The sequence below is a fragment of the Acidimicrobiia bacterium genome (genome assembly GCA_036271555.1).
GTDB lineage: Bacteria > Actinomycetota > Acidimicrobiia > IMCC26256 > PALSA-610 > DATBAK01.
The window spans coordinates 56312-82203 of record DATBAK010000019.1 but is presented as its reverse complement, the minus strand read 5'-3'; the positions used below and the strand labels follow the sequence as shown (position 1 = coordinate 82203).

At 70.7% G+C, this 25892-nt stretch carries 28 protein-coding genes; 7 read left to right on the top strand and 21 right to left on the bottom strand.

Annotated features, from left to right (window positions below; translation table 11 throughout):
- Nucleotide 1: 1 nt before the first annotated feature.
- Nucleotides 2-1597: an NAD(P)/FAD-dependent oxidoreductase gene (locus tag VH914_06135; GenBank protein HEX4490768.1), complete on the top strand. Its 1596-nt coding sequence runs from the start codon at nt 2-4 to the stop codon at nt 1595-1597.
- 15 nt (nt 1598-1612) lie between these two features.
- Here VH914_06135 and VH914_06130 read toward each other — a convergent pair whose 3' ends face one another.
- The 10 genes from VH914_06130 to glnII form a co-directional block, all read right to left on the bottom strand.
- Nucleotides 1613-2215: a hypothetical protein gene (locus VH914_06130; protein ID HEX4490767.1), complete on the bottom strand. Its 603-nt coding sequence runs from the start codon at nt 2213-2215 to the stop codon at nt 1613-1615.
- A gap of 15 nt (nt 2216-2230) precedes the next feature.
- Entirely contained in the window at nt 2231-3043 is an 813-nt protein-coding gene (locus tag VH914_06125) for a DUF455 family protein (GenBank protein HEX4490766.1), read from the bottom strand.
- Nucleotides 3040-3687: a hypothetical protein gene (locus tag VH914_06120; protein ID HEX4490765.1), complete on the bottom strand. Its 648-nt coding sequence runs from the start codon at nt 3685-3687 to the stop codon at nt 3040-3042. Before VH914_06120 ends, VH914_06125 begins: the two co-directional genes overlap by 4 nt.
- Nucleotides 3688-3871: 184 nt before the next feature.
- Nucleotides 3872-4804, bottom strand: coding sequence for a DMT family transporter (locus tag VH914_06115; protein HEX4490764.1), 933 nt, complete (start codon nt 4802-4804; stop codon nt 3872-3874).
- Nucleotides 4805-4810: 6 nt separating this feature from the next.
- Nucleotides 4811-6520 (bottom strand): NAD+ synthase, encoded by a 1710-nt coding sequence (locus VH914_06110; protein ID HEX4490763.1) that lies wholly within the window; start codon nt 6518-6520, stop codon nt 4811-4813.
- A gap of 74 nt (nt 6521-6594) precedes the next feature.
- Entirely contained in the window at nt 6595-7206 is a 612-nt protein-coding gene (locus VH914_06105) for a hypothetical protein (protein HEX4490762.1), read from the bottom strand.
- Nucleotides 7207-7311: 105 nt separating this feature from the next.
- On the bottom strand, nt 7312-7512 hold the full coding sequence (locus tag VH914_06100) for a hypothetical protein (GenBank protein ID HEX4490761.1): 201 nt from the start codon (nt 7510-7512) through the stop codon (nt 7312-7314).
- Between the two features lie 19 nt (nt 7513-7531).
- A complete protein-coding gene (locus VH914_06095) occupies nt 7532-7891 on the bottom strand; it encodes a DUF6582 domain-containing protein (protein HEX4490760.1) in 360 nt (119 codons plus the stop codon).
- 82 nt (nt 7892-7973) lie between these two features.
- Nucleotides 7974-9512, bottom strand: coding sequence for an MFS transporter (locus tag VH914_06090; GenBank protein HEX4490759.1), 1539 nt, complete (start codon nt 9510-9512; stop codon nt 7974-7976).
- Between the two features lie 105 nt (nt 9513-9617).
- On the bottom strand, nt 9618-10619 hold the full coding sequence (glnII, locus tag VH914_06085; GenBank protein ID HEX4490758.1) for a glutamine synthetase GlnII: 1002 nt from the start codon (nt 10617-10619) through the stop codon (nt 9618-9620).
- 157 nt (nt 10620-10776) lie between these two features.
- On the opposite strand from glnII, the gene VH914_06080 reads away from it, so the two are divergent.
- A complete protein-coding gene (locus VH914_06080) occupies nt 10777-12114 on the top strand; it encodes a glutamine synthetase family protein (protein ID HEX4490757.1) in 1338 nt (445 codons plus the stop codon).
- 16 nt (nt 12115-12130) lie between these two features.
- Nucleotides 12131-12820, top strand: a complete 690-nt coding sequence (locus VH914_06075) for a response regulator transcription factor (protein HEX4490756.1) — start codon at nt 12131-12133, stop codon at nt 12818-12820.
- On the opposite strand, the gene VH914_06070 is transcribed toward VH914_06075, so the two are convergent.
- The 3 genes from VH914_06070 to VH914_06060 all read right to left on the bottom strand — a co-directional run bounded on the left by VH914_06070 (nt 12817) and on the right by VH914_06060 (nt 15270).
- Nucleotides 12817-12969, bottom strand: coding sequence for a hypothetical protein (locus tag VH914_06070; GenBank protein HEX4490755.1), 153 nt, complete (start codon nt 12967-12969; stop codon nt 12817-12819). The two genes, VH914_06075 and VH914_06070, sit on opposite strands and share 4 nt — an antisense overlap.
- Before the next feature lies 1 nt (nt 12970).
- A complete protein-coding gene (locus VH914_06065; GenBank protein HEX4490754.1) occupies nt 12971-13363 on the bottom strand; it encodes a Rid family detoxifying hydrolase in 393 nt (130 codons plus the stop codon).
- Between the two features lie 182 nt (nt 13364-13545).
- Entirely contained in the window at nt 13546-15270 is a 1725-nt protein-coding gene (locus VH914_06060) for a 2Fe-2S iron-sulfur cluster-binding protein (GenBank protein HEX4490753.1), read from the bottom strand.
- A 29-nt stretch (nt 15271-15299) separates the two neighbouring features.
- On the opposite strand from VH914_06060, the gene VH914_06055 reads away from it, so the two are divergent.
- On the top strand, nt 15300-16169 hold the full coding sequence (locus tag VH914_06055) for a hypothetical protein (protein ID HEX4490752.1): 870 nt from the start codon (nt 15300-15302) through the stop codon (nt 16167-16169).
- Between the two features lie 99 nt (nt 16170-16268).
- On the opposite strand, the gene erpA is transcribed toward VH914_06055, so the two are convergent.
- Nucleotides 16269-16589, bottom strand: a complete 321-nt coding sequence (erpA, locus tag VH914_06050) for an iron-sulfur cluster insertion protein ErpA (protein ID HEX4490751.1) — start codon at nt 16587-16589, stop codon at nt 16269-16271.
- Nucleotides 16590-16606: 17 nt separating this feature from the next.
- On the bottom strand, nt 16607-17263 hold the full coding sequence (locus VH914_06045; protein ID HEX4490750.1) for a helix-turn-helix domain-containing protein: 657 nt from the start codon (nt 17261-17263) through the stop codon (nt 16607-16609).
- 125 nt (nt 17264-17388) lie between these two features.
- Here VH914_06045 and VH914_06040 point away from each other — a divergent pair, with 125 nt between their 5' ends.
- Entirely contained in the window at nt 17389-18600 is a 1212-nt protein-coding gene (locus VH914_06040; protein HEX4490749.1) for an Mrp/NBP35 family ATP-binding protein, read from the top strand.
- A gap of 8 nt (nt 18601-18608) precedes the next feature.
- Here the strand turns inward: VH914_06040 and VH914_06035 are convergent, their stop codons facing one another.
- The 4 genes from VH914_06035 to VH914_06020 all read right to left on the bottom strand — a co-directional run bounded on the left by VH914_06035 (nt 18609) and on the right by VH914_06020 (nt 22060).
- On the bottom strand, nt 18609-19376 hold the full coding sequence (locus VH914_06035) for an ABC transporter permease (GenBank protein ID HEX4490748.1): 768 nt from the start codon (nt 19374-19376) through the stop codon (nt 18609-18611).
- Nucleotides 19373-20263 (bottom strand): ABC transporter ATP-binding protein, encoded by an 891-nt coding sequence (locus tag VH914_06030; GenBank protein HEX4490747.1) that lies wholly within the window; start codon nt 20261-20263, stop codon nt 19373-19375. Before VH914_06030 ends, VH914_06035 begins: the two co-directional genes overlap by 4 nt.
- A gap of 97 nt (nt 20264-20360) precedes the next feature.
- Entirely contained in the window at nt 20361-21200 is an 840-nt protein-coding gene (locus VH914_06025) for an MBL fold metallo-hydrolase (GenBank protein ID HEX4490746.1), read from the bottom strand.
- Nucleotides 21200-22060 (bottom strand): NUDIX hydrolase, encoded by an 861-nt coding sequence (locus VH914_06020; protein HEX4490745.1) that lies wholly within the window; start codon nt 22058-22060, stop codon nt 21200-21202. Before VH914_06020 ends, VH914_06025 begins: the two co-directional genes overlap by 1 nt.
- Before the next feature lie 54 nt (nt 22061-22114).
- Between VH914_06020 and selA the strand changes: the two genes are divergently transcribed.
- Nucleotides 22115-23470, top strand: coding sequence for an L-seryl-tRNA(Sec) selenium transferase (gene selA, locus VH914_06015; GenBank protein HEX4490744.1), 1356 nt, complete (start codon nt 22115-22117; stop codon nt 23468-23470).
- A gap of 4 nt (nt 23471-23474) precedes the next feature.
- Complete coding sequence (gene selB / locus VH914_06010) at nt 23475-25274, top strand: selenocysteine-specific translation elongation factor (GenBank protein HEX4490743.1); 1800 nt, start codon at nt 23475-23477, stop codon at nt 25272-25274.
- Here selB and VH914_06005 read toward each other — a convergent pair.
- Together VH914_06005 and VH914_06000 are read right to left on the bottom strand one after the other, a co-directional pair.
- Nucleotides 25256-25585 carry a DUF3467 domain-containing protein gene (locus VH914_06005; protein HEX4490742.1) on the bottom strand — a complete coding sequence of 110 codons (330 nt, stop codon included), beginning with the start codon at nt 25583-25585 and terminating at the stop codon, nt 25256-25258. The two genes, selB and VH914_06005, sit on opposite strands and share 19 nt — an antisense overlap.
- A 31-nt stretch (nt 25586-25616) precedes the next feature.
- On the bottom strand, nt 25617-25883 hold the full coding sequence (locus tag VH914_06000) for a WhiB family transcriptional regulator (GenBank protein HEX4490741.1): 267 nt from the start codon (nt 25881-25883) through the stop codon (nt 25617-25619).
- Between the last annotated feature and the right edge of the window lie 9 nt (nt 25884-25892).

The following is a 25892-nucleotide window of genomic DNA, read 5'->3' as shown; positions in this document are numbered from 1 at the left end:
GATGAGGGCGCGCACCCCTCTGACCCGGCAACTCCGGCGCATCGCAGGCGCACACGATGCGGCGTACCGGACCGGCGTTCCCGTCGACGAGGTCCTCGACGGTGCGCTGGACGACGGCACGATCTCGCGGCGAGCCGTGCTCGGCGGCGCGCTCGCGGGCGCGGCTGCGCTGACCATCGGTCGCCGGCTGCCGCGAGCCGCCGCGCAGGACCAGCCGCGGATCGTGATCGTCGGCGGCGGGGGCGCGGGTGTCCGGTGCGCGCACGCGCTGTGGGATCACGGCATCCGATCGACGGTCTACGAAGCCGCCGACCGGATCGGCGGGCGCATGTGGACGCTGCGCGGCTTCTTCGCCGACGACCAGATCGGCGAGCACGGCGGGGGCTTCGTGTCGAGCGAGCACACGCACCTGCGCGCGCTGGTGAATCGCTTCGGTCTCGAGCTCGAGGACGTCGACGGGGGCGCGCAGCGCGGCTACCCGGACACCTTCTTCTTCGACGGCGCGCGCTATTCGCGCGCCGACCTGCTCGCCGACTGGGCTGCGGCGTACCCCGCCTTCCAGGACGCCGCGCGCCGCGCGCCCTGGCCCCAGAAATGGGACCACCACACCGCGGCCGGTGCCGCCCTCGACCAGGTACCGGTCACCGACTGGGTCGAGCGCAACATTCCCGGCGGTACCGAGAGCCGGTTCGGCAAGCTGATGCTCACGAACGTGCTCAGCGAGTACGGCGGTCCGCTCGAGCAGACCTCCGCGCTCAACCTGATCTACCTCCTGAGTGACGCGCCGCGCGACGACCCGTTCCCGCTCGACGGCACCGACGAGCGGTGGCACGTCGTCGGCGGCAACGACCTCGTGGTCTCGCACATGGTCGACGAGCTCCCGGGCGCGACGATCGAGACCGGCGTGCACCTGCTCGCCGCGTGCGACGCACCCACGGGTCGCGCCACGAAACTCACCTTCGAGCGCGGGCAGCACACCTTCGACGTGACGGCCGACCTCGTCGTGTTCGCGCTCCCGTTCCGCGTCCTGCGCACGCTCGAGGTGTCCGGGCTCACGCTCTCCGACCGCAAGCGCCGCGCGATCAACACGATGGGCATGGGAACGAACCTGAAGCTGCACGTGCAGGTCGCCGGCAGCCCGTGGCGCGCGAACGGGCGCAGCGGCAGCTCGTACTCGGCACCCGACCGCTTCGAGGAGGCGTGGGACGAGACGGTCGGCCAGCCCGGATCGCACTCGATCTCACTCGGCTATCTCGGCGGCCCCGCGGGCGTGCCGCGCACGGGCGTCGATCACGGCGCCGCGCCGGCGGCCGACGTGCAGCGCTTCCTCGCACAGATGGAGCCGCTGTTCCCCGGCATGACTGCCGCGTACCGCGGGCGCGCGTACCGCGACGCGTGGGCTCTCGACCCGTGGCACCACGGCGCGTACTCGTTCTACCGGCTCGGTCAGTTCACCGGCTTCGGCGGCTACGAAGGCGTCACCGAAGGCACCCGCTTCTTCTGCGGCGAGCACACCTCGTTCGCGTTCCAGGGCTACATGGAGGGCGCGATCCGCTCCGGCGAGCACGTCGCCGACCGCATCCGCGACCGCCTCTGAACGACGCGCGCCGAACTACTTCTTGCGCAGCAGGTCGGGCGCGATCTTCGTCGGCGGGCGGTCGGCCGCGCCGGTCTCCTTGCAGATCTCCCGCAGCCCGTTCCACGTGAGCGTCTCCGCTTCCCACAGGCGGTCGAAGGCAGCGTCGGCCGCGTCGGTGAAGCCGTGCTGGAGGCGGAAGTCGTAGAGAATGCGCGTTCGCCGCGTCGGCAGACCGAGCCGCCCCGCACGCGCGTGCGTCCACACGTCCCACGCGGCGCGCTCGGCGAGCGAGAGCTCGACGTCGGGCGGCGCCGACGCGAAGCCGTCGGAGAGGCGGTCGTTCGCCCGCATCAGCATCTGCGTGAGCTCGAGTCGCGCGGTCGGCTCGGAGAACTTGCGCGTGCGCTGCGGGTCCTCCAGATTGCCGCCCGACGTCCAGAGCACCGCGCGGCCGTCGACGACGTCGGACGCGGTGCCGACGAGCGGGTGCGGCAGGTCCTCGTCGACCTCGACGTCGATCTCGACCTCGGGCGGGAACCCGATGAGCGCGGCCGCATCCTCGACGATGCCGGCGAGCACCGGCACCTCGTACGGGACGACGGTGAACGGGTCGGGCGAGATGCGGACGCGGCTCATGACAGGGGCCGGGGTTCAGCCTTGCGCGGCCTGGACCATCGCCTCGGCGTCGGCCTGGGCCTGCCGCGCGATCTCCGCGATCTCGTCGTTCTCCTCGTCGGTGAAGCCGGCGAGCTCCCGGAAGCGACGGGCGAGCTGGATCGGGTTCTCTTCGCTCTCGCCGCGGAAGCCGCCGAGGCTGAAGATCTTGTCGACCGTGCGCTGGAACTCGAGCGCCCGCTCGAGCCGCTCGGGGTCCTTCTCGCAGAGCCGGCGCAGCCAGTCGGAGCCCATCTTCACGTGGGTCACCTCGTCGGCGAGCATCCAGTCCTCGCAGAACGTGAGGATCGGGTCGCTCGAGCTCTCGCCGAACTCCTTCATCGAGTTGAAGACGTCGATCGCGAGGCCTTCGAGCGCGCGGTTCACACCGGTGAGGCGCAGCACGGGGTCGGGGTTGCACGCGGCCGCGTACAGGAAGGTCGACTCGCCGTACTCACCGATCTCGGTGCCCATGTGCTCGCCGAGCTTGATCGAGATCTCGCAGTGACGCGACTCGTCCCAGCACTGACGGGCCATGTCGAGCTTGAGCTGGAAGGGCGCTTCCTGGTCGTCGAAGTCGAAGCAGGTGCGGCCCGCGCCCTCGAGCGCCTGGATCTCGCCGACGAAGATGCCGTGCATCAGCGAGCGGGAGCGCTCGGCGGCGGCGGGTCGGTCGGCCGCCATCCTGGCCGGCCCGAGATCACGCTGACCGAGCCGCGGGCCGCGAGGGTCGAGGATCGCGTCCTCGATGCGACTGCGGACGAAGCGCTCGTCGCGAGCCAGCTCGGATTCCGGGAGGAGCTTCTTCATGCGCCGTTCTCCTTGTGCTCCAGAGCGTCGCCCAGGCTACCGGGGCCGGCGATGCCCCCCGAGGCGAAGACCAACGCCTCGAGCTCGGCCTGACGCTTCATCGCCCGCTCCACCTTCTCGGGCGTGTCGAGCAACGACTGGAGCAGCATCTCGCCGTCGCGCCAGTCCTCGAACTCGTCCTGCAACGCGAACTTCAACGACCGGATGGTCGGTGCGTCGGTGATGCGGCTCGTGCCGTTGAGGTGATACGTGTACGCCGCGATCTTGCGCGGGATCAGCACGCGGTAGACGCCGACGAGCTTCTCGATCGTCTGCTCGGGCGCCTCGGGCTCGCGCACCGCGTCCATGAACTTCACGAACTCGTCGTTGGCCGGCTTCGTCATGCGTTCGGGGTTCATCTCGCGCAGCTCGGGCAACCGCTTGTGCCACAGCTCGGCGTGCCACGCGTGGTGATAGGTGTGCCGGCCGAGGACGAGCTTCACGTCGAGCTCGGGCACGGTGGCGACCCAGCCGCCGAGCACCTCGAAGAGGCGCATCTCGGTCCACTTGTAGTTGCCGACGCGCCGCGCCGACTCCTCGACCGGGAACAGTCCCGGCAGCTCGCGCCGGTCCCACGGTGCGAAGGGTGCGCGTGCGGTGCTCATTCGCCGGCTCCCCGTCGGGTCGCCGACCCGCACGCTCGCCAGCGAGCCTCGACCCTCGCTCCGCTCGCGCCTTCGGCCGCGTGAGCGGTCAGCGTCGCAGTCATACGGTCTCGTGCCCCCCGAGTCAGTGGACGCTCAGTCTCCCCAGGGCTTGACCAAGCGGTCAAGCAGTGTGACCTTCGTCTCAGCCGGCGCTCGCGGCCCGCGCCGAGGAGATCCACGACGGCGCTTCGGCGACGAGGATGCTCGCAAGGATCACGACCGCGCCGATGTAGCCCTTCACGCCGAGCCGCTCGCCGACGGCGTAGCCGACGAACCCGGCGACCACCGGCTCGAACAGGAGGATGACGGCCGCGCGTGCGGGCTCGATCCGGCGCTGGCCCCAGAGCTGCACGGTGAACGCCGCGGCCGAGCAGACGACGCCGGTCACGAGCACGGCGAGCCACACGCGACCGCTGGCGTGGCCGAAGCCGGTCGCGAGCACGAATGGGAGCGAGAGCACGCTCATGACGACCAGCTGCACGCACGTGAGCGCGATGGGATCGAAGCGGTTGGCGAGCTGGCCACCGACGTAGATCCAGAGGCCGAAGTCGGCGGCGCAGCCGAGGGTGAGCGCGTTCCCGTAGCCGATGTCGAAACGCGCGCCGGTCAAGAGGAAGAGACCGACGAGCGAGACGACGACTGCGATCGTCACGAATCGCGCGGGTCGGCGCCGGCGCACGATCGTCTCGATGATCGGCGTGAACACGACGAACAGCCCGGTGATGAACGCGGAGTCGGACGTCGTCGTGTGCTGCAGGCCGACGTTCTGGAACCAGTAGCCGACGAAACCGATGACGCCGAACGCGATCCCGATGCGCAGGAACGTCGCGAAGTCGTCGGTCGTGCGCGGCGCGTCAGGCTCGCGGTTCCGCCAGCCGCTCGCGAACGCGAACGGTGCCAGCGCGAGCGCGGCGACGCCGAACCGCAGGACCATGTAGCCGAGCGGCGTGATGTCGAGCAGCGCGTTCTGCACGAGCTTGAACGTCGAGCCGTACGCGGCCGTCGCCGCGACCAGCGCGAGCTCGGGCAGCAACGGTCGCCGCGTCTCCCACGCCGCCGGGGCGCGCCGGGCCACCGCGACTCAGCCGGGCCAGCGATTCGTGATCGGCAATCGCCGGTCCTTGCCGAACGCCTTCGGCGACACGCGCACGCCGGGCGGGGCCTGCCGCCGCTTGTACTCGTTGCGGTCGACGAGGCCCGCGATGCGGCGCACCACGCTCGCGTCGAATCCGTCTTCGACGAGGTCGGCGGTGCCGAGGTCGTCCTCGACGTAGCCCTCGAGGATCGGATCGAGCTCGTCGTAGTCGGGCAGCGAATCACTGTCCTTCTGGTCCGGTCGCAGCTCCGCGCTCGGCGGCTTCGTGAGGATGCTCGTCGGAATGAGCTCGCGGCCCGCGCGTTCGTTGCGATCGGCGCACAGCGCGTACACGAGCGTCTTCGGCACATCCTTGATCACCGCGAAACCGCCGACCATGTCGCCGTAGAGCGTCGCGTAGCCGGTGGCCATCTCGCTCTTGTTGCCCGTCGTGAGCACGATCGAGCCGAGCTTGTTCGAGATGGTCATGAGGATGTTGCCGCGGATGCGTGACTGCACGTTCTCTTCGGCGAGGTTCGGCGGGCGGCTCGCGAGCACGTCGGTGAGCATCGTCTCGAACGCCTCGTGTGCGGGTTCGATCGGCACGAGGAGCGTGGCGATGCCCAAGTTCGCCGCGACCGCCTCCGCGTCCGTGATGCTGTGATCACTCGAGAAGCGCGACGGCATGAGCACGCCGGTGACGTGATCCGCGCCGAGCGCGTCGACCGCGATCGTGGCGACGATCGCGGAGTCGACCCCGCCCGACAGTCCGATGTGCACGTCGCTGAACCCGTTCTTGCGCACGTAGTCGCGTGTGCCGAGCACGAGCGCCTCGTACACCTCGTGCACCGGCGGCAGGACCGATTCACAGCGCGGACGCTCGTCGCGCGACGCGAGATGCGGCTCGCTCACCACGACTTCGTCGAGCGCTGAAGAACGCGCGCGGCCCCGCGGGTCGAGCAGACGCTTGCGGAACGCGGGCCGCACGTCGAGGTCGACGACGAGCAGGTCCTCTTCGAACTGCTTCGCGCGCGCGACGAGATCGCCCTGCGCGTCGAACACGAGCGAGCCGCCGTCGAAGACCAGCTCGTCCTGGCCGCCGACGAGGTTGGCGTACACGACGGGGATCGACGCGTCGGCCGCGCGCGTCGCGAGCATCGTCTCGCGCTCGTGCAGGCGGCCCGCGTAATACGGCGACGCGTTGAGGTTCACCGCGAGCTCGGCGCCACCCGCGGCCTGGTGCGCGATCGGGCCGATCGGGCTCCACGCGTCCTCGCAGATCGAGACGCCGACGCGCACGCCCGCGATCACGAAGAGCGGGCCGTAGGTGGTGCCGGGCACGAAGTAGCGCTGCTCGTCGAACACGCTGTAGTTCGGCAAGAGATGCTTGCGGTAGACGCCCTGCACGCAGCCGTGCGCGAGCACCGCGGCTGCGTTGCTCAGGTCGCGCGCCGCGTCCGGGAACCCGACCACCGCGGCGGTACGACCCGTGCGCGCCGCGAGCTTGTCGAGCGCCTCGCCCGCGGCCGCGACGAACGCGGGTCGCAGCAGGAGGTCCTCGGGCGGATAGCCCGTGATCGACAGCTCGGGGAAGACGACGAGGTCCGCGCCGGCGGTCGCGGCGGCCTCGTACGCGTCGATGATGCGCGCGACATTGCCGTCGAGATCGCCGACGACGGTGTTGACCTGTGCGGCCGCGATGCGCACCTTCGCCATGACGGAAGTCTACGGGCCGCCGTCCCGAGACCGACGCGGGGCGCGACCGTCACGCGCGCGACCCGACCGCCCGGTCAGGAGTTGTGGAGATTCACACCGACGACGCGGATCGCGTCGGAGCCGCTGGCGTTGCGGACACGGACCACGACCTTGTTCGCCCCGGCGCTCCACGTGCAGCGCATGAACGCGCCGGCGGGCTTACAGCCCTGCGGCGCCAGCCGCTCGTTCGGCGACGGCCGCTGCGCGAACAGGTGGGTGACCACTCGCGACGTGGAGACGCGCAGCGCGCCGGTCCGGTCGTTGCGCACCCAGGCGTCGATGAACGCGGTCGCGTAGGCCTGCGCGGTGCGCGGGAGGTTCGGTGGTGGCGCGAGGGTCGTCGTCGACGAGCCCTTGTCGCGGTGCGTCTGACCCTGCTGCTTCGGCGTGCTCGCGGGTGGCGCGACGGTCGCGACCGTGCCACTCGAGCTCGTCGTCGCGGAGTCGCTCGTGTACGCCCACACACCGAGCCACGCGAGCGCGATGAGCACGAGTGCGATCGAGACCCGTCGCGCGTTCACCGCGGCGAACAGCGACGACTTCGGCGTCGGCGCTTCGCCGGTGGGCTCGGGCTCGCCCACGGCGACGACCTCGACCTCCGCGGTCACGGGCGCGGAAGACTCGGTCGGTTCGTCGTGATCGCTCATGCCAGCCCCATCCGCGCCACGGGTTCGGGTTCTCGCTGCGTACGGTACCGGGCCGCGAGCGCGCCACCGGAGCGGGGCCGTGCGAGCCGGCGCGCGGCCGAGGGGTTACCGACGCTTGCGGTCGATCGACTCGAAGAGGCGACCGCCGAATTTGGCGGCCGGTCGCAGCGACAGCCCCAACCCGACCGTGAAGAGCGCGACGCCGATGAGGCCCAGCCACGGCGACGCGACCAACAGGAAGATCGTGATCGGCACCGCCGCGAGACACAGGACCGGACCGATCAGCGCGCCACGCGCTTGCAGCACCGCGATCACCTCGCTCGCATCAGCGCTTCTTCGCCTTGCCTCCGCGGAACAGCTCACGCCAGTCGCCGGCTTCGACCTCGACATCGTACCGGCGCGCCGCCGAACGGATTCGCTTCCACGCGCGGTCGCGCTCGGCGTCGGACACATCTTCGACCTGGTCGAAACGCGCGATCGCATTGCGCACATGACGCGCGTCCGTGAGCGGTTCCTTGCGCTCCTTCGGAAACGCGAAGTCCTGGTCATCGAGTCGGTTCTGCGCCGCCGTCGTCATTCCTTGCGTCGGGCGCGGAACGCGCTTCCCGTGTGCCCGCGCGCTCTGCGCCTTGCGCGCCTTCACGAGGTTCTGACGCGCCGCTTCCTTCTGCTTCGTCGTCGCCATGGTGGCTACCTCCTTCGCATCGACATCTCGGCGTCGTACCCAGGCCCGACCGCGGTGGAATCGCGGCGCGTCCGCGACGTGGTCACTCCTCGGCCTCGTCGTCGTCGCCGCGCGCGGGCAGGAAGCGCACCACGATGATCACGGCACCGATGACGACCGCCGCACCGACGTAGGTCGCGAGCTCGATGCCGGCAACGAAGCCGCCGCGCGCGTTGGCGACGAGCTGGTCGCGTGCGGGCCCGGGCAGATGCGTCGCAAGCTGCAACGCCGCACCGATCGACTCCTTCGCCGCGCTCGCAACCTTCGCCGGAAGGTGCAAGCCGTCGATGCGCGCGTTGTACCGCGTCGCGAAGAGACTGCCGAGCACGGCGACACCGAGCGCGCCACCCGTCTGACGGGTCGTGTCGTTCACCGCCGATCCCACGCCCGCGCGATCGCGCGGCACGGAGCCCATGATCGACTCGGTCGCGGGCGCCATCGTCAGCCCCATCCCGAAGCCGAAGAGCGCGAACACCGGCGTGAGGTAGACGTCGTGTGCGAGCACCGATCCGTGTGCGAGCAGCAGCAGCGACACCGCGGCCGCGCTCAATCCGACCGCCACGACGATCTTGGTGCCGATGTGCTCGACGAGTCGTGGCGATACCGGCGCGCCGATCGCGAGGCCGAGCGCGGGCGGCGCGAGTCGCACTCCCGCGGCGAGCGGCGAGAGCCCGCGGACGAACTGCAGATACTGCGTCAGCAGGAAGATGTAGCCGAAGAGACCGAAGAACGTGAGGCTCAGCGCGATCGACGCGGCCGAGAAGCGCGCCTTGCGGAAGAACGACAGCTGGAGCATCGGGTGATCGGTGTGCTGTTCCCAGCGCGCGAACGCCGCGATCACGACGAGACCGAGGACGATTGCCACGACGACGGTCGGCGAGCTCCAGCCGTTGCGAGGCGCTTCGATGATCCCGTAGAGCAATGCGGTCAGACCGACGACCGACAGCACCGCGCCGGGGACATCGACAGGTGGCGCGTGTTCGTCGCGCGACGTCGGTACGAGGATCGCCAGCAGCACGAGTGAGACCGCGACGATCGGCACGTTCACGAGCAGGACCGAGCCCCACCACCAGTGATCGAGCAGCAGTCCACCGACGATCGGTCCGAGCGCGACGCCTACGCCGGCGAGCGCGGCCCAGATGCCGATCGCGCGTCCACGCTCGCGACCGGTGAACATGTTCGTGATGATCGAGAGCGTCGTCGGATAGATCGCGGCCGCACCGAGGCCCATGAACGCGCGGAACGCGATGAGCAGCGTCGGTGTCGTCGAGAACGACGCGATCGCGGAGCCGACGCCGAACACCAGGAGCCCGAGCATCAACGTGCCGCGCCGACCGTATCGATCGCCGAGCGTCCCTGCCGTCAGCAGCAAGGACGCGAAGACGAGCGTGTAGGCGTCGACCGCCCATTGGAGCTGACTGCTCGACGCGCCGAGGTCACGTTCGATCGACGGCAACGCGACGTTCATGATCGAGTTGTCGAGCACGATCACGAGCACCGACATGCACACGACCGTGAGCGCGAGCCACGGACGCTCGACGGCCCGGCTGTCGCTCTGCGCGGGCGCGCGCGTCGCGGTCATCGACGCGGGCGTACCCACCGGACGCTCGCGTGACACGACGCCGGACGCGCTTCGGTCCGGGCCGCAGCCCGGACCGAAGATCCAAACGCGTGGGTTGGTGAGGCGTTACGCGTCGATCGCGCCGCAGACCGTGTCGACGACGAGTCGCGCGACGACGTACGGATCCATGTTGGCGTTCGGCCGGCGGTCCTCGATGTACCCCTTCTTGTCGACCTCGACCTGCCACGGGATACGCACCGACGCACCCCGGTCGGAGACTCCGTAGTTGAACTCGTTCCACGGTGCCGTCTCGTGTTGGCCGGTGAGGCGGTCCTCGATGCCGTGGCCGTAGTTCTCGATGTGCTCCGACGCCTTCTTCGCGAGCGCTTCGCACGCGGCGATGATCGGCTCGTACGACGAGCGCATCGCCTTCGTCGAGTAGTTGGTGTGGCAGCCGGCGCCGTTCCAGTCGCCCTTCACCGGCTTCGGGTCGATCGTCGCGGCGATGCCGTAGTCCTCCGCGACGCGGTACAGCAGCCAGCGCGCGATCCACAGCTGGTCGGCGACGTCGAGCGGAGCGAGCGGCCCGACCTGGAACTCCCACTGGCCGGGCATGACCTCGGCGTTGATGCCCGAGAGCGACAGACCCGCGGCGAGGCACGCGTCGAGGTGCTCCTCGACGATCTCGCGGCCGAACACCTCGTCGGCGCCGACACCGCAGTAGTAGAAGCCTTGCGGTGCGGGGTAGCCGTTGAGCGGGAAGCCGTACGGCCGACCCTCCTTGAAGAGGTTGTACTCCTGCTCGATGCCGAACAGTGACTCGTGCTTCGCGTACTTCTCGGCGACCGGCCGCAGCAGCGCGCGCGTGTTGCTCGGGTGCGGCGTCATGTCGGTGAGCAGCACCTCGGAGAGCACCAGTACGTCGTCGCCGCCGCGCAGCGGATCAGGACACGAGAAGACCGGCGTCAGCACGCAGTCGGACGCCTTGCCCGGCGCCTGGTTCGTGCTCGAGCCGTCGAAGCCCCAGATCGGGAGGTCGGCACCGTCGTCGAGGACCTTCGTCTTCGACCGAAGACGGGCCGTGGGTTGGGTCCCGTCGATCCAGATGTACTCGGCCTTGTAGCTCACGCCACGCTCCTCGCGTCCGTCCGGGGATGTCCCCATCCCGCCTGTAGCCCGGAGATTTCCGGTCCCCGATTTCGCGGCCGTTGCCCGAATGTGAACGCTCTGTTACCGGGCCCGTCCAGCCGGAGGCACGCTACAGAGTCGTCCGTACACTGGCCACATGGAACGGCGGGACGCGCAAGGGCACGAATACGTGCTGCGCACGGTCGAGGAGCGCGGCGTCCGTTTCATCCGCATGTGGTTCACGGACGTCCTCGGACAGATGAAGTCGTTCTCGATCACGCCCGCCGAGCTCGAGGGCGCGCTCATCGAGGGCATGAGCTTCGACGGCTCCGCGATCGAGGGCTACAGCCGCATCCAGGAGGCCGACGTCCTCGCGAAGCCCGACCCGGCGACGTTCGAGCTGCTCCCCTGGCGCGGCACCGAGGCGCCCGTCGCCCGGATGTTCTGCGACATCCAGCACTTCAACGGTGACCCGCTCGCCGGCGACCCGCGGTTCGTGCTGAAGCGCAACCTCGAGCGGGCGCGCGAGAAGGGCTTCACGTTCTTCACCGCGCCCGAGATGGAGTTCTTCTACTTCAAGTCGGCGGAGCGCCCCGAGCCGCTCGACGACGCCGGCTTCTTCGACCTCACCACGCACGACATGGTCTCGGAGCTGCGCAAGAAGACGATCCTGATGCTCGAGGCGATGGGCATCCCGGTCGAGTACAGCTTCCACGAGAACGGGCCGAGCCAGCACGAGATCGACCTCCGCTGGACCGACGCGCTGTCGATGGCCGACAACGTGATGACGTTCCGACTCGTCGTGAAGGAGGTCGCGCAGGACCTCGGTGTGTACGCGACCTTCATGCCGAAGCCGATTGCCGGCGCGTTCGGCTCGGGCATGCACACCCACCTCTCCCTCTTCGAAGGCGACGTCAACGCGTTCCACGATCCCGGCGACGAGTGCGGGCTGTCGAAGGTCGGCAAGGCGTTCATCGCCGGCCTGCTGCACCACGCGCCCGAGATCACGGCGGTCACGAACCAATGGGTGAACTCGTACAAGCGACTCGTCGAGGGTTACGAGGCACCGGTCTACATCTGCTGGGCCCGCAACAATCGCTCTGCGCTCGTACGCCTGCCGCCGCTGAAACGGGGCAAGGAATCGTCGACGCGCATCGAGTACCGCGCACCCGACCCGAGCTGCAACCCCTACCTCGCGTTCTCGGTGCTGCTCGCCGCCGGGCTCAAGGGCGTCGACGAGGGCTACGAGCTTCCCGACGAAGCGACGAACAACATCTACGAGATGACGCCTTCGGAGCGAGCGAAGGCCGGCATCGCGTCGCTGCCGACATCGCTCGACGAGGCGATACGCGTGATGGAGGGATCGGAGCTCGTCGCCGACACGCTCGGCGAGCACCTCTTCGAGTACTTCCTTCGCAACAAGCGTCGCGAGTGGAACGACTACATCGTCGGGGTGACGCCGTGGGAGCTCGAGCGCTTCCTCCCGCGTCTGTAGCACGATGGATCCCCTCATGGCCCCGTTGCTCGTCTTTCCCGACCCGCCGCCCGCGCTCCTCGCGCAGACGCTCGACCTCGCGGGGCTGCGCTGGAAGGCCGTCGCCAACGCGTCGGTCGCGACCCAGCAGGAACCGGCCGAAGGGTGGGCGGGCGCGGTGATCTGCGCCGACGAAGATCCCGAGACCGCGTTCTCGGTGTGCCGCTCCATGCGCAAGGGCGACACCCCGCTCGACGCGGTGCTGCTGCTCGTCAGCGGGACGCAGCTCGCGGAGCTCGAGCTGCGCGAAGACCTCTTCGACGACTTCTGCCTCTCACCGTTCCACCCGCGCGAGCTCGAGGTCCGTCTCCGACACCTCCAGTTCCGCGCCGGGCGCGGCGCGAATCCCGAGATCGTCTCGTACTCGTCGCTGTCCTTGAACCTCGAGACGTACCAGGCGATGGTCGAGGACCACCCGCTCGACCTCACCTACATGGAATACGAGCTCCTGAAGTTCTTCGTGACGCATCCCGGCAAGGTGTTCACGCGCGAGCAGCTGCTCTCGCGGGTGTGGGGCTACGAGTACTACGGCGGCGCGCGCACGGTCGACGTCCACGTGCGGCGGCTGCGGGCGAAGCTCGGCGAGGAGCACGCCAACCTGATCCACACCGTGCGATCGGTCGGCTACCGCTTCGGTCAGTCGCGCTGGACCCCCGAGACGACCTAGGCGTTCGTGTCCGCGGGCGCGTTCGCGCGCGCGTCGGCGTCCTCGGACTCGAGCCAGCCGTGCAGCGCGCTCCAGACGACGCCGACCGCGAACACGCCGATGGGTCCGACGACGAACATGCCGAGCAGCACGAGCACCACGCCGATCACGTCAGCCTCCTGATCCCGGCCGGTGGGCCCAGACCTCGATCTCGACCCGCGCGCCCGCGGGCAGCGCGGCGACTTGCACCGTCGATCGCGCCGGTCGATGTTCGCCGAACGCGTCGGCGTACACCGCGTTCACCGTCGCGAAGTCGCCGAGGTCGGTCACGAACACGGTGCTCTTGGCGACGTCGGTGAGCGTTGCGCCACAGTCGGCGAGCACCGCGGCGATGTTCGCGAGCACTTGCCGCGCTTGCGCTTCGACGCCGTCGGCCAGCTTGCCGCTCGCGGGATCGAGCCCGACCTGACCCGACAGCACGACCCAGTCGCCCGCACGCACGGCCGGTGAGTACGGCCCGACGGCCGCGGGCGCGCTCGGGGTCGACAGCGATTCGACGGTCACGGTGCCGAGCCTAATCACGCTCGGTTTGGGGGCCCGGACGGCGGGCAGTGCCGACGGGTCAGTTCCCGGAGAGGCGGACCTGCACTTCACGCACGCGAGCGGCCACGTGCTCGCGCGCCCCGGAGCCCGGAGGCTCGAGCTTCAACCTCCGCGTGCACGCGCCCACCTGCGCGGCGCCGTAGCTACAACGCCTGTCGGAGGGTGCGCGCGGTGCGCGTCTCGCGTGCGGGGAACGCGCGTGGGCGCGCACCTTCCGCGGTGGTGAGCGCGTTCCAGGTCGCGGCGGCGACCGCGGCGAACACCGCGTCGCTCGCGCGTGCGAGCGGCGGACCGTCGTCGTCGACGAGCTCGATCGTGACCGCCGGGAGATCGCGCGCGCGGATCACACCGAACGAGCGGATCGTGAGGTCGAGCGGCGCGCCGTCGACGGGATCGATCGCGAGCGACTCCGACAGCACCCAGCCGAGCGCCATGTGCACCGCACCCATGCAGTACGAGCGCAGCACGGTCTCGTCGAGGGGGTCACCGGCCGCGACGCGCACCTCGACCCCCGTGAGGTGCCCGCGCTCGGGATCGATCGCGACGCGCGCACCCGCGCACGCGCCCGAGGGCGCGACGACCGCAGTGTCGAGCAGAACCGTTGCGGCCCGCTCGGTCGCGATCGCGGCGCGGTCGACGCCCGCTTCGGTGAGCGCGCCCTCGACGAGCACGGCCTGCTCCGCGAGGCCGAATGCCCGCAAGCCATCCGACACCGGCGGACCCACGACGTCGACCGGCTCCCAGCGCGACTCGACATCGATGCCGTAGGCCACCGGGAGATCCGCGAACGCGTGCTCACCACCGCGCGCGACGCGACCGTCGACGACGACCGTGCCGTCGCCGAAGCGCGCGGTCGCGGCGACCGGAGCACGTTTCGGACCCAGCCGCACGGTGTCCTCACGCGCGAGCACGACCCGCACCGGCCGGGCGAGGCGATCGGCGAGCTCGCGCGCCGCGGCCGGCGCGATCGACGCGGCCTTGCCGCCGAACGCGCCACCGTTCGCGAGCGGCGACGCCGGTTCGCCACCGGGCGCGCACCACGACGCGTCGGGCTCGAGGTACGCGGGCTCGACCCATCCGGTCGCGAGTGCGACGCCGCCCGCCGGCGCGTCGGGTACGGCGAGTGCGACCGGATCGCTGCGGGTCGTGCGGCGCCCCTGCACCTTGCCGGCTGCGACACGCGCCGCGTGCAGCGACTCCCCAACGACCCAGTCGACGCCATACGCGGTCTCCGACTGCGTCGACACGCCCGGCGCGCGCGGCACGGCGACCAGCGCGTCGCGCGGCGCGGTGTCGTCGGCGAATCCGGCCGCGCCGCGCGGCACGTTTCGATCGACGTCTTGCGCGACCCCGCCCTCCATCTCGGCACGGCGCGCCGCGGCCGCCAGGTCGCGCGCGACCGCGACCGCCTCCGGCGCCACAGCACGCTCGATCGCATCGACGATCGGAAGCCATCCCGTGCAGCGGCACAGGTGCGCGGCGAGCGCGCGGTCGATGTCGGCCCGCGCCGTCTTCCCCTGCTCGAGCAGCGACGCGGCGCGCACGATGATCCCGGGCGTGCAGAAGCCGCATTGCGATCCGCCGCACGCGACGAAGCCGTCGACCAGCCGGTCGCGTACACCCGGGTCGAGCCCGTCGACGGTCGTGACCCCGCGGCCCTCGACGCGCGCGGCCGGCGTCACGCACGCGACGCGGGGCTCGCCGTCGACGAGGACCGTGCAGCACCCGCATTGACCCTGCGGTGCGCACCCGTCCTTCACCGACACGAGACCGAGGCGCTCACGCAGCACCGTGAGGAGCGTCTCGCCCGCGGCGATCGGGACATCGACGGGCGCGCCGTCGCACGAGAAGCTCACCCGATCGGACACACGCACCTCCGCCGGGCAGGATACGCAGCGTGTCTCCCGATCCCTTCTCTCGACGGCGTTTCCTCGCGGTCGGCGGCGGTGCCGCGTTGCTCGCCGCGTGCGGCAGCACGAAGAGCGCGAGCAATGGCGCTCCCAATGCCTCCGACGACCACTTCACGCAGGTCGCGCCGGGCATCGTGTCGATCGACCTCTACGCGAGCCCGAAACCGCAACGCTTCGCGTTCGCGCTCACGGCGAAGGAAGGCTTCGCGTCAGGAGTGCCCGTGCGCGTCGCGATCGCGCCGCCGGGCTCGAAACCGACTCACTTCGTGACCGCCGACGCGCGCGGCAAGGGACTGCCCGACTTCCGCGGCGTCTATTCGATCGACGCGACGCTCGACCAGGCCGGCATCTGGAGCGGCATGCTCGACTACCAGGGCACGAAGAGTCGGTTCGTGTTCCAGGTCCCGAAGCAGCACGTGTCGCCGATCGCGGGCGACCCCGCGCCGCGCGCCGCGTCACCCACGGTCACGAACACGCTCGGCGTGCATCCGATCTGCACGCGCGTGCCGCAGTGCCCGCTGCACACGACGTCGCTCGCCGACCTCATCGGGAAGGGCCGGCCGGTCGCGGTGATGTTCGCGACGCCGGCGCGCTGTCAGACCCGTTACTGCGGACCGGTGCTCGACACGTTGCTGAAACTCCGACCCGAGTACCAGGACCAGATCGACTTCGTGCACGTCGAGATCTACAAGAACGACCAGACGACCGATCTGATCCCGACCGTCGACGCGTGGGGTCCGCTCACCGGCGAGCCATGGCTGTTCGGTGTCGACAAGACCGGCGTCGTGACCGGCCGCCTCGACGGTGCGTTCGATCAGACCGAGATGGACGCGCTCCTGAAGCAGCTCGTCAGCTGACCGGCGGCAGACCTCGTACGCGCGACAGCTCGCGAGCGGAGCGAGCAGCGCGACCTCGCCTGGAGGCTGAGGCGTCGGTAGCGGCGAGCGGAGCGAGCGCTACGAGAAGGATTGGCCGCAGCCGCAGGTGCGGGTGACGTTCGGGTTGTTGATCGAGAACCCGGCGCCCTGGAGGCCGTCCTTGAAGTCGAGCGTCGCGCCGGTGAGGTACTGCTCGCTCGCGGGGTCGACGACGACGTTCACGGGACCGAACTCGGTGCGGATGTCGTCGGCGGCGAGGTCGCTGTCGAAGAACATCTCGTAGCTCATCCCCGAGCAACCGCCCGGGCGCACTGCGACCCGGAGGAACATCTGCGGGTTCCCCTCGGCGTCGAGGAGCTCCTTGACCTTCGTCGAGGCTGCGTCGGTGAGCGCGATCATCGATCCCTCCTGGGGGCTTACTTGGCGGATCCGGCCACGACCCGCACGTGGCAGGGGTCGTGGTCGTACAACGTGGAGAAGTGTTCCATGTTTCCGCCACCGGCCGATTCGAGCGTGCCGGCGCAGATCCCGCGGTGCAGGTTGCACACCAGCTCGGGATAGGCCTCGGCGAGGTCGCGGAACGGGCACTGCAGGAACGCGATGCGGGTGCCGTCGCCGTCCTGCTCGACCGCCGGGTCGAAGCCCAGTGCCGTCAACTGCTGTACGAGCACGTCGACGCACTTGCCCGACGGGGTGCGGCGCGCCGACTGGAGGCCGAATTCGCGGCCCGTCGCCTCGGCGTCGATCGCGTCGCCGCCCAACCGCTCGGCCATCGCCGCGAGCAGACCCGCGAGCACCGCGTGCGCGGGTGGATCGAAGTCGAGCCCCGGCGCGTCGCTCGCGAGCGTGTACACGTGCTGGGGCCGGCCGACCGTGCCCCGGTGCACGGACTCGACGTCGACGAGCCCGGCCTCGCGCATCCGCTCGAGGTGCATGCGCACGGTGTTCGTGTGCAGGCCGAGGCGCTCCGCGAGCTGGGGCGCACCGAGCGGGCGGGGCGAACCTGCGAGCTCGCGGTACAGCAACGCACGCGTCTCGTCGCCGAGCGCCTGGATCACTGCGAGCGGGTCCATTCCGGCTTGACGGTACCTGCCACCGGGCATATTTTCAACCCGCTCGTGTTTTATTCGCCGCACCCGGCGATCGCATCGGCCGATGGAGGGTGCGGCACCCCGACCCCGACCCATCGGTGGAACGCATGGCCAGTCCGCAAGCCCCCGACGCCACGGCGGTGCGGAGCATCCTGGCCGGGGTCCGTGACCCGGAGCTGGGCGCCAGCATCGTCGACCTCGGGATGCTGCGCGACGTCGAGGTCTCGCCCGACGGCGACGTGCGGGTGAAGGTGGCGCTGACCACCGCGGGCTGTCCGCTCCGGGGTCAGATCAAGGCCGACGTGATCTCGAAGGTCCACGGCCTGCCCGGCGTGCGGGCGGTCGACGTCGAGTACGCGGAGATGACGCAAGCCGAGCGCTCGGCGGTCATGCAGCGCGCGCGGCTCGAGGCGACGAATCGCGCGCCCGAGACCGAGGTCGGCGCGACGACGCGCGTCCTCGCGATCGCGAGTGGCAAGGGCGGCGTCGGCAAGTCGTCGGTGACGGTGAACCTCGCGGCCGCGCTCGCCGCGCAGGGGCTCTCCGTCGGCGTGCTCGACGCCGACATCTGGGGATTCAGCGTGCCGCGCATGCTCGGCGTGTCGGGCCGGCTCGGCGCGAAGAAGGACGCGGCCGACCAGAGCAAGATCGAACCGTCCGTCATCGAGGTCGCGAACCTCGACGACCCGTCGGGACCCAAGGGCAGCATCGCGGTCGTGTCGATGGGTCTGCTCGTCGACGACGAGGACACCGCGCTGATGTGGCGGGGCCTGATCCTGTCGAAGGCCCTCGAGCAGTTCCTCACCGACGTGCGCTGGGGCGCGCTCGACTACCTGCTGCTCGACATGCCGCCCGGCACCGGCGACATCCAGATGGCGCTGTCGCGCCTCCTGCCGCAGACCGAGATGCTCGTCGTCACCACACCGGCGAAGAACGCGCAGAAGGTTGCGGCGCGTGTCGCCGACATGGCGCGCCGCAGCTATCTCAAGGTGCTCGGTGTCGTCGAGAACATGTCGGAGCTCGTGACGCCGGACGGCCAGCACTTCGCGATCTTCGGCAGCGGTGGAGGCAAGCGTCTCGCCGCCCTCACGGGCGCGCCGCTCATCGGCGAGATCCCGATCGAGCCCGCGGTGTCGACCGGCGGCGACGAGGGCCGACCCGCGGTGCTCGCGGTGCCCGACGGGCCCGCCGCGACCGAGTTCCGCCGCATCGCGCGCCGCATCGTCGACGAGCTGCTCCCGCCGGTGGAGATGGCGGGCTGCACCGCGCGCATCCTCGAGCTCGCCTCGAAGGCCGCGTCGGCGACGCGCGCTTCCTAGCCGCGCGACTACTTCGACGGCTCCCAACGGAACCGTCGCACCGCGACGAAGAGGCCCGCGAGTCCCCACACCGCGATCACGACGAGGTGGTTCCACTCGAATCCGGCGCCGCTACGCACCGGATCGAAGCCCGCGAAGACCGCGAGGATCACGTGGCGCACCGGGAACACGTTCGCGATCTTCGCGAGCGCCGAGCCGGAGTCGATCGGATAGAAGGTTCCCGAGATGAACACGATCGGGAAGTAGATGAAGTTGACGACCGCGGGCGCGGCGTCGGCGTTCGGCAGGAACGTCGTGATGCCGAGACCGAGCGCGCAGCACGACGCCGACGAGATCGCGAACGTCACGACGAGGGCGAGCAGTCGCGCCGCGTAGAAGTGCACGCCGTAGAACACGACGCCGACGAGCGTGACGAGCACCGACAGGAACGCGCCGACGAACAACGCGCTGAGGATGACACCGCCGATGAAGATCGCGGGCGGCAGCGGCGTCGAACGAACCCGCTTCAGCAGACCCATCTCGCGCCGGAACGTCGTCGCGATCGCGAGGTTCACGAAGCACGCCGAGAAGATCGTGAACGCGACGATCGACGGCACGTAGTACTGCGCGAAGCGGATGTCGTGCAGCTCCTTGATCCGGTTGTTCGAGTTCAACGCCGCGAAGATCACGAGGAACATCACCGGGAACAGCGCGGTGAAGACCGCGCTCGTCGGGTTGCGCCAGAAGCGCTTCTGCTCCTCGACGAACTGGTCGCCGAGCAGGGCGGCGTCGCTCATCGGGTGAGGTCCAGGTAGACGTCTTCGAGCGAGGGACGTTGCACCTCGAGGCTCGCGAGCTCGCCGCCGCGCGCGAGCGCCCACGCCGTGAGCTCGTGCAGCACGCGCGTCGGACCGTCGGTGCGGATCGACACGAGACCGTCGTCGTCGAGCATGGCGCCCGCGATCGGAAGGTCGCCGAGCACCGCGCCCGCGGGCAGAACGAACCGCACGACGGTCGCGGCGGAGTCGCGTCCGCCGATCGTCTCGGGCGTGCCGTCGGCGACGATCGCGCCCTGCGAGATCACGACGATGCGATCGGCGAGCCGCTGCGCCTCCTCCATGTAGTGCGTCGTGAGCAGCACGGTCTTGCCGAGCCGGCACAAGCCTTCGATGAGATCCCACGACGCGCGGCGCGCCGACGGGTCGAAGCCGGTCGTCGGCTCGTCGAGGAAGACGATGTCGGGATCGCCGACGAGCGCGAGCGCGAGGTCGAGGCGGCGCTGCTGACCGCCCGAGAGTCGCATCACACGCGTGCCTGCCTGCTCGGTGAGTCCGACGAGCTCGATCACCTCGTCGACGGGACGCGGGTGCGGGTACACGCGCGCGGTCGAGCGGAGCGTCTCGGTCACGCTGAAGAACGGATCGATGCCGCACGTCTGCAACACGATGCCGACGCGCTCACGCCACTCGCGCCCGCCGTCGGCGGGATCGGAGCCGAGCACGCGCACCGAGCCGCGCGAACGCTCGCGGAATCCTTCGAGGATCTCGACGATCGTCGTCTTGCCCGCGCCGTTCGGGCCGAGCAGCGCGAACACCTCGCCCTCGGCGATCTCGAAGCTGACGCCGCGCACGGCCTCGACCTCGCCGTAGGACTTGTGCAGGTCGTCGACGACGACTGCGCTCATGCGCTCGCTCCTTCGCCGGCTCCCCTCCGGGTCGCCGACTCGCACGCTCGCCGGCGAGCCGCGACGCTGGCTCCGCGCTCGCCTTCGGCCGCTCTTTCTACGCGAGCTTCCACGCGGAGCGCACGCCGGTGCCCTCCACCTTGCCCTCGTTCTTCAGCTTGATGAGATGGGCGTGGACCTGGCGGCCGGCCATGTCGAGCAGGCCCTCGGGCGTATCGGTGTAGAGGCGGCCGACGATGTCGGTGACCTTCGTCGGTCCCTCACCGAGCAGCTTCAGGATCTGGCGCTCGCGCAGGCGGCGGTGCTTCATGTACTCGTCGAGACGCGCCTGCGGTTCCTCGATCACGTCACCGTGCGCGGGACAGATGCGCGCGATGCGGCGCAGCTTGCGCAACCGGTCGAGCGACGCGAGGTACTGCGCCATGTCGCCGCCGCGCTGCGGGCTCACGACGGTCGTGGTGCCGTCGAGCACGTGGTCGCCGGTGAAGAGCACGCGCTCCTCTTCGAGGAGGAAGCACAGGTGGTTCGGCGCGTGCCCCGGCGTGTGCAGCACCTCGAGACCGAACTCCGTGCCCTCGACGACATCGCCGTCGTTCAGCACGCGGTCGAGCTTCAGGGTCACCCCGTCGGCCTTCGGGAACTTGCCGAACCCCGCGATCTGCGCGCCCGTCTTCTTCGCGATGGTGACGGCCGCGGGCCAGTGGTCGGGGTGCGTGTGCGTGAGCAGCACCCAGCGCACGCGCTCGGCCATCGACGCGCCGATGATGGCATCGACGTGCGTCTTCTCGTCGGGTCCCGGGTCGATCACGGCAACCTCGTCGATGCCGACGAGATACGTGTTCGTTCCGGGGCCGGTCATCAGACCGGGATTGGGTGCGACGACGCGCCGCACCAACGGCGAGAGCGCGCTCGCGACTCCGGGTGTCATGTCGGCCATCAGGCGACACCTCGTCGACCGGCGAGGCTCGCGGGCCCGGGTCGGTAGTCGGCGTCCATCGCCGCGAGATCGACATGAGGCTGCGAGGTCAGCGCGCGCCAGCCGCGCGTGGCGGTGGCGCGTTCCTCGTCGTTCAGCGCGACCCGTTGACCCGACGCGTCGGCGACGACGAGGGGAGGCTGCGTCGCGTCGGCGTTCGCCGCTCGCACTGCGTCGAGCAACGCGGTCGCCGTGCCGAACGTCTCGAGCACGCGCAGCGTGCGGTAGGTCGGGAAGATGAGCTCGAGATCGCCGCGCTCGTGACCCGCGATCGCGTCGGCGGGCCGGACCCACTGGGAGTGCACGAGCTCGCCGTCGTCGTGACTGCCCTCTTGTCCCGCGGGCGCGGGCGCGACGAGGAACCACGTGTCGTAGCGACGGGGCGCGCCCTCGGGCGTGAGCCAGTGGGAGAAGAGGTGGACGTCGCCGGCGTCGAGGGTCAGTTCGTGCGCGCGCAGCAGGTCGGCGAATCCGCGCTCGCCCGTGTTGAGCGCGATCCGGGCGCCTTCGAGCGCGACGGCATCGGGCGGACTCGGGGCGAGGACGATCCCGGCTTCCTCGAGCGTCTCCCGCAGCGCCGCGACCCAGATCCGAAGGCCGGCGGCGGGGACACCGAGCCGGGCGCTCGCGGCGCGGTCGTCGAGCCCGACGACCCGCTGTGTCAAGGCCGCGTCGCGGTCGGCGGGATCGATCGCGCCGCCCGGGAAGACCGATGCGCCAGGGCCGAACACCGACCGCGGGTTGCGCCGGAGCATGAAGACATGCAGGTCAGGGCGGTCGGCGACCAAGATGAGCGTCGCCGCCTCGCGCACGGGAGTCACGGAGCAAGTCTACGTGGGTGGGCCGGTGATCCTTCCCGCCCCTACGCTCCGCCGATGGACCCGCGGCGGTCGTTGCCGAGCGTCGAGCAGGTGCTCGCGGCGCTCGCCGCCGGCGGTTCGACCGCCGGCCTGCCGCATCCGGTCGTCGTCGAGTGCGCCCGCCAGGCGGTGAAGCACGCCGGCGAAGGGCTCGGGCGCAACGGCGCCGACGACGCGACGGCCGTGTTCGACGCCGTCGTGCGCGCCGCCGCCGATCGCCTCGCGTCCCGGCGCGCCGGCCTCCTCGGGCCGGTCGTGAACGCGACCGGCGTGTTGCTGCACACGAACCTCGGGCGCGCCCCACTCGGCGCCGACGCGATCGAGGCCATGCGCGCGGCCGCGGGCTACACGAACCTCGAGTACGGGCTCGATACCGGCCGGCGCGGCTCGCGCCAGGACCACGCGGCCGCGTTGCTCGCGCTCGCGTGCGGAGCGGAAGCCGGGCTCGTCGTCAACAACAACGCGGCCGCGGTGCTGCTCGTGCTCGCGGCGCTCGCGCGCGGTCGTGACGTGATCGTGTCGCGCGGCGAGCTCGTCGAGATCGGCGGCGGCTTCCGCGTGCCCGAGATCCTCGCGGAGACCGGCGCGCGCCTCGTCGAGGTCGGCACGACGAACCGCACGCGCCGCGCCGACTACGAACGCGCGATCACCGACGACACCGCGCTCGTGTTGAAGGTGCACGCGTCGAACTACCGCATGGTCGGCTTCACCGAGGCGACGCCGGTCGCCGAGCTCGCGACGCTCGGTCCTGCGGTCGTCGTCGACGCGGGTTCGGGTTTGCTCGACACGCGCACGCCCTGGCTCGCGTCGCCACCGAAGTGGCTGGGCGACGAGCCCGGCGTGCGCCAGTGCCTCGCCGCGGGCGCGCAACTCGTCACGTTCTCGGGCGACAAGCTGCTCGGCGGTCCGCAGGCGGGTGTGATCGTCGGCCGGGCGGCGGTCGTCGCGCAGCTTGCGCAGCACCCGCTGGCACGCGCGCTGCGGCCCGACAAGGTGACGCTCGCGGCGCTCGAAGCGGTCGCGCTCGCGTACCTCCGCGACGACGGCGCGGAAGTGCCGCTGTGGCGCATGGCCGCGACACCGGTCGCAGCATTGCGTGACCGCGCACGCGCGATCGCGAACAGGATGCCGGAAGCGACGGTGGTCGACACGGAGGCCGCGGCGGGCGGGGGCTCGGTACCCGGCCGCACGATCCCGTCGGCCGGCGTTGCGCTCGAGGTGCTCGACGTCGACGCCGCGCTCGCGTGCCTGCGCGTCGAGCGCATCGTGGCGATCGGACGCGACGGTGCGGTCGTCTGCGACCTGCGCACCGTCGATCCGGAGGACGACGAACGGTTGGGCCGCGCGCTGCACTCGCTGATCGAGCGCTGATCGGATGCGCGTCGTCGCGACCGCGGGTCATGTCGATCACGGCAAGTCGACGCTCGTGCTCGCGCTCACCGGCACCGATCCGGATCGCTTCCCGGAGGAGAAGGCGCGCGGGCTGACGATCGACCTCGGCTTCGCGTTCACAGAGCTCGGCGGCGACGTCGTCGGCTTCGTCGACGTGCCCGGTCACATCCGCTTCATCAAGAACATGCTCGCCGGGGTCGGCGCGGTCGAGGTCGCGATGCTCGTCGTCGCCGCCAACGAGGGTTGGAAGCCGCAGACCGAAGAGCACGCGCGCATCCTCGAGCTGCTCGGCGTCGGGCACGGGCTCGTCGTCGTCACGAAGGCCGACCTCGTCGACACCGACACGCTCGAGCTCGCGCAGCTGGAGCTCGCGGACCGCTTCGAGCACCGGCCGCTCGGCGACTGGCCCGTGGTCGTGGCCGACGCGGTGTCGGGTCGTGGTCTCGACGACGTGAAGGCCACGCTCACGCGCGTGCTCGCGGCCGCGCCCGCGGCGGCCGATCGTGGTCGTCCGCGACTTTGGGTCGACCGTTCGTTCGCGGCGCGCGGCGCGGGAACGGTCGTCACGGGGACGCTCGGCGGCGGATCGCTCGCGGTCGACGACGAGGTCGTGGTCGAGCCGTCGGGTCGGCGGGCGCGGGTGCGCGGTATCGAGTCGCACCACGACCGGCTGACACGCGCGGAGCCGGGCGCACGCGTCGCCGTGAACCTCGCGGGCATCGAGCGGGGCGACGTCGCGCGCGGCGACGCGCTCGTCGTGCCCGGCCAGTGGTTGCCGGTGACCGCGTTCGACGCGGAGCTCACGATGGTGCCGGGCGAGGAGCCGGTGACGCGCGGTGTGCTCCAGGCGCACGTCGGCTCGGGTGTGCATCCCGCGCACGTGCGCGCGCTCGACGATCCGCGCTTCGTGCGCGTCCGCCTCGCCGGCACGCACCTCCCTCTCGCGCCGGGCGACCGGCTCGTGCTGCGATCGTCGGCTCGACGCACGACCGTCGCGGGCGCGACCGTGCTCGACGTCGCGCCGACTCGACGCGCCGCGGACGCGCCCGCGCGCCTCGACCGACCGCTCGGTGAACGTGTGCTCGCGGCGCGGCCGTGGGCGCGCGCCAACGACGTCGACGCGCTCGCAGGCACGGATCTCGCCGGCGCGCAGACAATGCTCGACGCGGTCGTCGCCGGGGGCCACGCGGCGGTCGTCGGCGTGTGGACGGTCGCGACCGACACTCGAGACGCGCTGCTCGCGCGCGCCGTCGCGGTGACCGAGCGCCACGAGCGCGACCACCCCGTCGAGCGCGGCATCGATCTCGCGGTGCTCGCGTCGCGCCTCGATCTCGACGTTCCCCGCCTGCGCGCGGTGCTCGCGACCGACGAACGGCTACGCGTGGAGCGCGACGTGGTGTCGACCGGCGCCGCATCGACACTGCCGGCGGACGCGCAGCGGTTTCTCGACGCATTGCGCGCCGCGCCGTTCGCGCCGCCGTCGCCGGCAGAGGTAGGCGTCGGCGCCGACGTGGTGCGCGTGCTCGTGAAGGACGGCGCGGTCGTGGCGCTCGACGGGATCTACTTCGCCGCGGAAGCGGTCGAGGAGGCGCGCCGGCGCGTGAGCCGCGCGCTCGACACGCGGCCGGCGCTCAAGCTGTCCGATGTGCGCGATCTGCTCGGCTCGACTCGCAAGTTTGTCGTGCCGATCGCGACGCGGCTCGATTCCGAAGGCATCACCCGTCGACGCGGCGACGAGCGCATCGCCGGTCCGCGGGCGGCGAACTACTCGTCGGGCGGGTAGACGATGCCGCCCGTGTCCGGCCGCTGGATCGAACCGAAGCTCGACTCGTAGTTCGAGAGGTTCTCGTTGATCGTCCGCAGGAAATCGAACAGGACGGTCGGTGGAACCCGCACGCGTGCGACAACCTGGCACGGAACCCGCGTCACCGCGTTCCCGTCCTCGTCGGTACCCGGCATCGCGGGCTGCGTGACCGCGAAGTCGAGCGTGAACTCGTGTGGTGTGTGCCACACGCCGAGGAAGTTCGAATAGACGCCGACGACCTCGTTCTCCGAGATCGACATCTCGAAGCGGACCTGCGGTTCGGATGACATGGCCCGAGCTTACGGGTCGGTTCGCGCGGCGCTACCCCGAGCGACGATCGAGCACCGCGCGGCGCTCGTTCTCGGTGAGACCGCCCCAGATGCCGTGCGGCTCGCGGATCTGCAGCGCGTACTCGAGGCACGCCACGCGCACGGCACACGCGTTGCAGATCGCCTTGGCGCGGTTCTCGCGCGCGTCCCGTTCCTCGCGTCGCTCCGGCCATGTCGGCGGAAAGAAGACGCGCGACTCAGGACCCCGGCAGGCGGCTTTGACCTGCCAAATGTCAGCGACCGTCCCGGTTGCCAGCATCCCTTTCCC

Coding starts and splice junctions, on each gene's coding strand:
- VH914_06045 (HEX4490750.1), bottom strand. CDS start 17,263: ATGGACCCGCTCGCAGTGATCCAGGCGCTCGGCGACGAGACGCGTGCG.
- selB (HEX4490743.1), top strand. CDS start 23,475: ATGCGCGTCGTCGCGACCGCGGGTCATGTCGATCACGGCAAGTCGACG.
- VH914_06080 (HEX4490757.1), top strand. CDS start 10,777: ATGGAACGGCGGGACGCGCAAGGGCACGAATACGTGCTGCGCACGGTC.
- VH914_06090 (HEX4490759.1), bottom strand. CDS start 9,512: ATGACCGCGACGCGCGCGCCCGCGCAGAGCGACAGCCGGGCCGTCGAG.
- VH914_06105 (HEX4490762.1), bottom strand. CDS start 7,206: ATGAGCGATCACGACGAACCGACCGAGTCTTCCGCGCCCGTGACCGCG.
- erpA (HEX4490751.1), bottom strand. CDS start 16,589: ATGATCGCGCTCACCGACGCAGCCTCGACGAAGGTCAAGGAGCTCCTC.
- VH914_06075 (HEX4490756.1), top strand. CDS start 12,131: ATGGCCCCGTTGCTCGTCTTTCCCGACCCGCCGCCCGCGCTCCTCGCG.
- VH914_06095 (HEX4490760.1), bottom strand. CDS start 7,891: ATGGCGACGACGAAGCAGAAGGAAGCGGCGCGTCAGAACCTCGTGAAG.
- VH914_06040 (HEX4490749.1), top strand. CDS start 17,389: ATGGCCAGTCCGCAAGCCCCCGACGCCACGGCGGTGCGGAGCATCCTG.
- VH914_06130 (HEX4490767.1), bottom strand. CDS start 2,215: ATGAGCCGCGTCCGCATCTCGCCCGACCCGTTCACCGTCGTCCCGTAC.
- VH914_06000 (HEX4490741.1), bottom strand. CDS start 25,883: ATGCTGGCAACCGGGACGGTCGCTGACATTTGGCAGGTCAAAGCCGCC.
- VH914_06035 (HEX4490748.1), bottom strand. CDS start 19,376: ATGAGCGACGCCGCCCTGCTCGGCGACCAGTTCGTCGAGGAGCAGAAG.
- VH914_06110 (HEX4490763.1), bottom strand. CDS start 6,520: ATGGCGAAGGTGCGCATCGCGGCCGCACAGGTCAACACCGTCGTCGGC.
- VH914_06025 (HEX4490746.1), bottom strand. CDS start 21,200: ATGGCCGACATGACACCCGGAGTCGCGAGCGCGCTCTCGCCGTTGGTG.
- VH914_06120 (HEX4490765.1), bottom strand. CDS start 3,687: ATGAGCACCGCACGCGCACCCTTCGCACCGTGGGACCGGCGCGAGCTG.
- selA (HEX4490744.1), top strand. CDS start 22,115: ATGGACCCGCGGCGGTCGTTGCCGAGCGTCGAGCAGGTGCTCGCGGCG.
- VH914_06030 (HEX4490747.1), bottom strand. CDS start 20,263: ATGAGCGCAGTCGTCGTCGACGACCTGCACAAGTCCTACGGCGAGGTC.
- VH914_06125 (HEX4490766.1), bottom strand. CDS start 3,043: ATGAAGAAGCTCCTCCCGGAATCCGAGCTGGCTCGCGACGAGCGCTTC.
- VH914_06135 (HEX4490768.1), top strand. CDS start 2: ATGAGGGCGCGCACCCCTCTGACCCGGCAACTCCGGCGCATCGCAGGC.
- VH914_06005 (HEX4490742.1), bottom strand. CDS start 25,585: ATGTCATCCGAACCGCAGGTCCGCTTCGAGATGTCGATCTCGGAGAAC.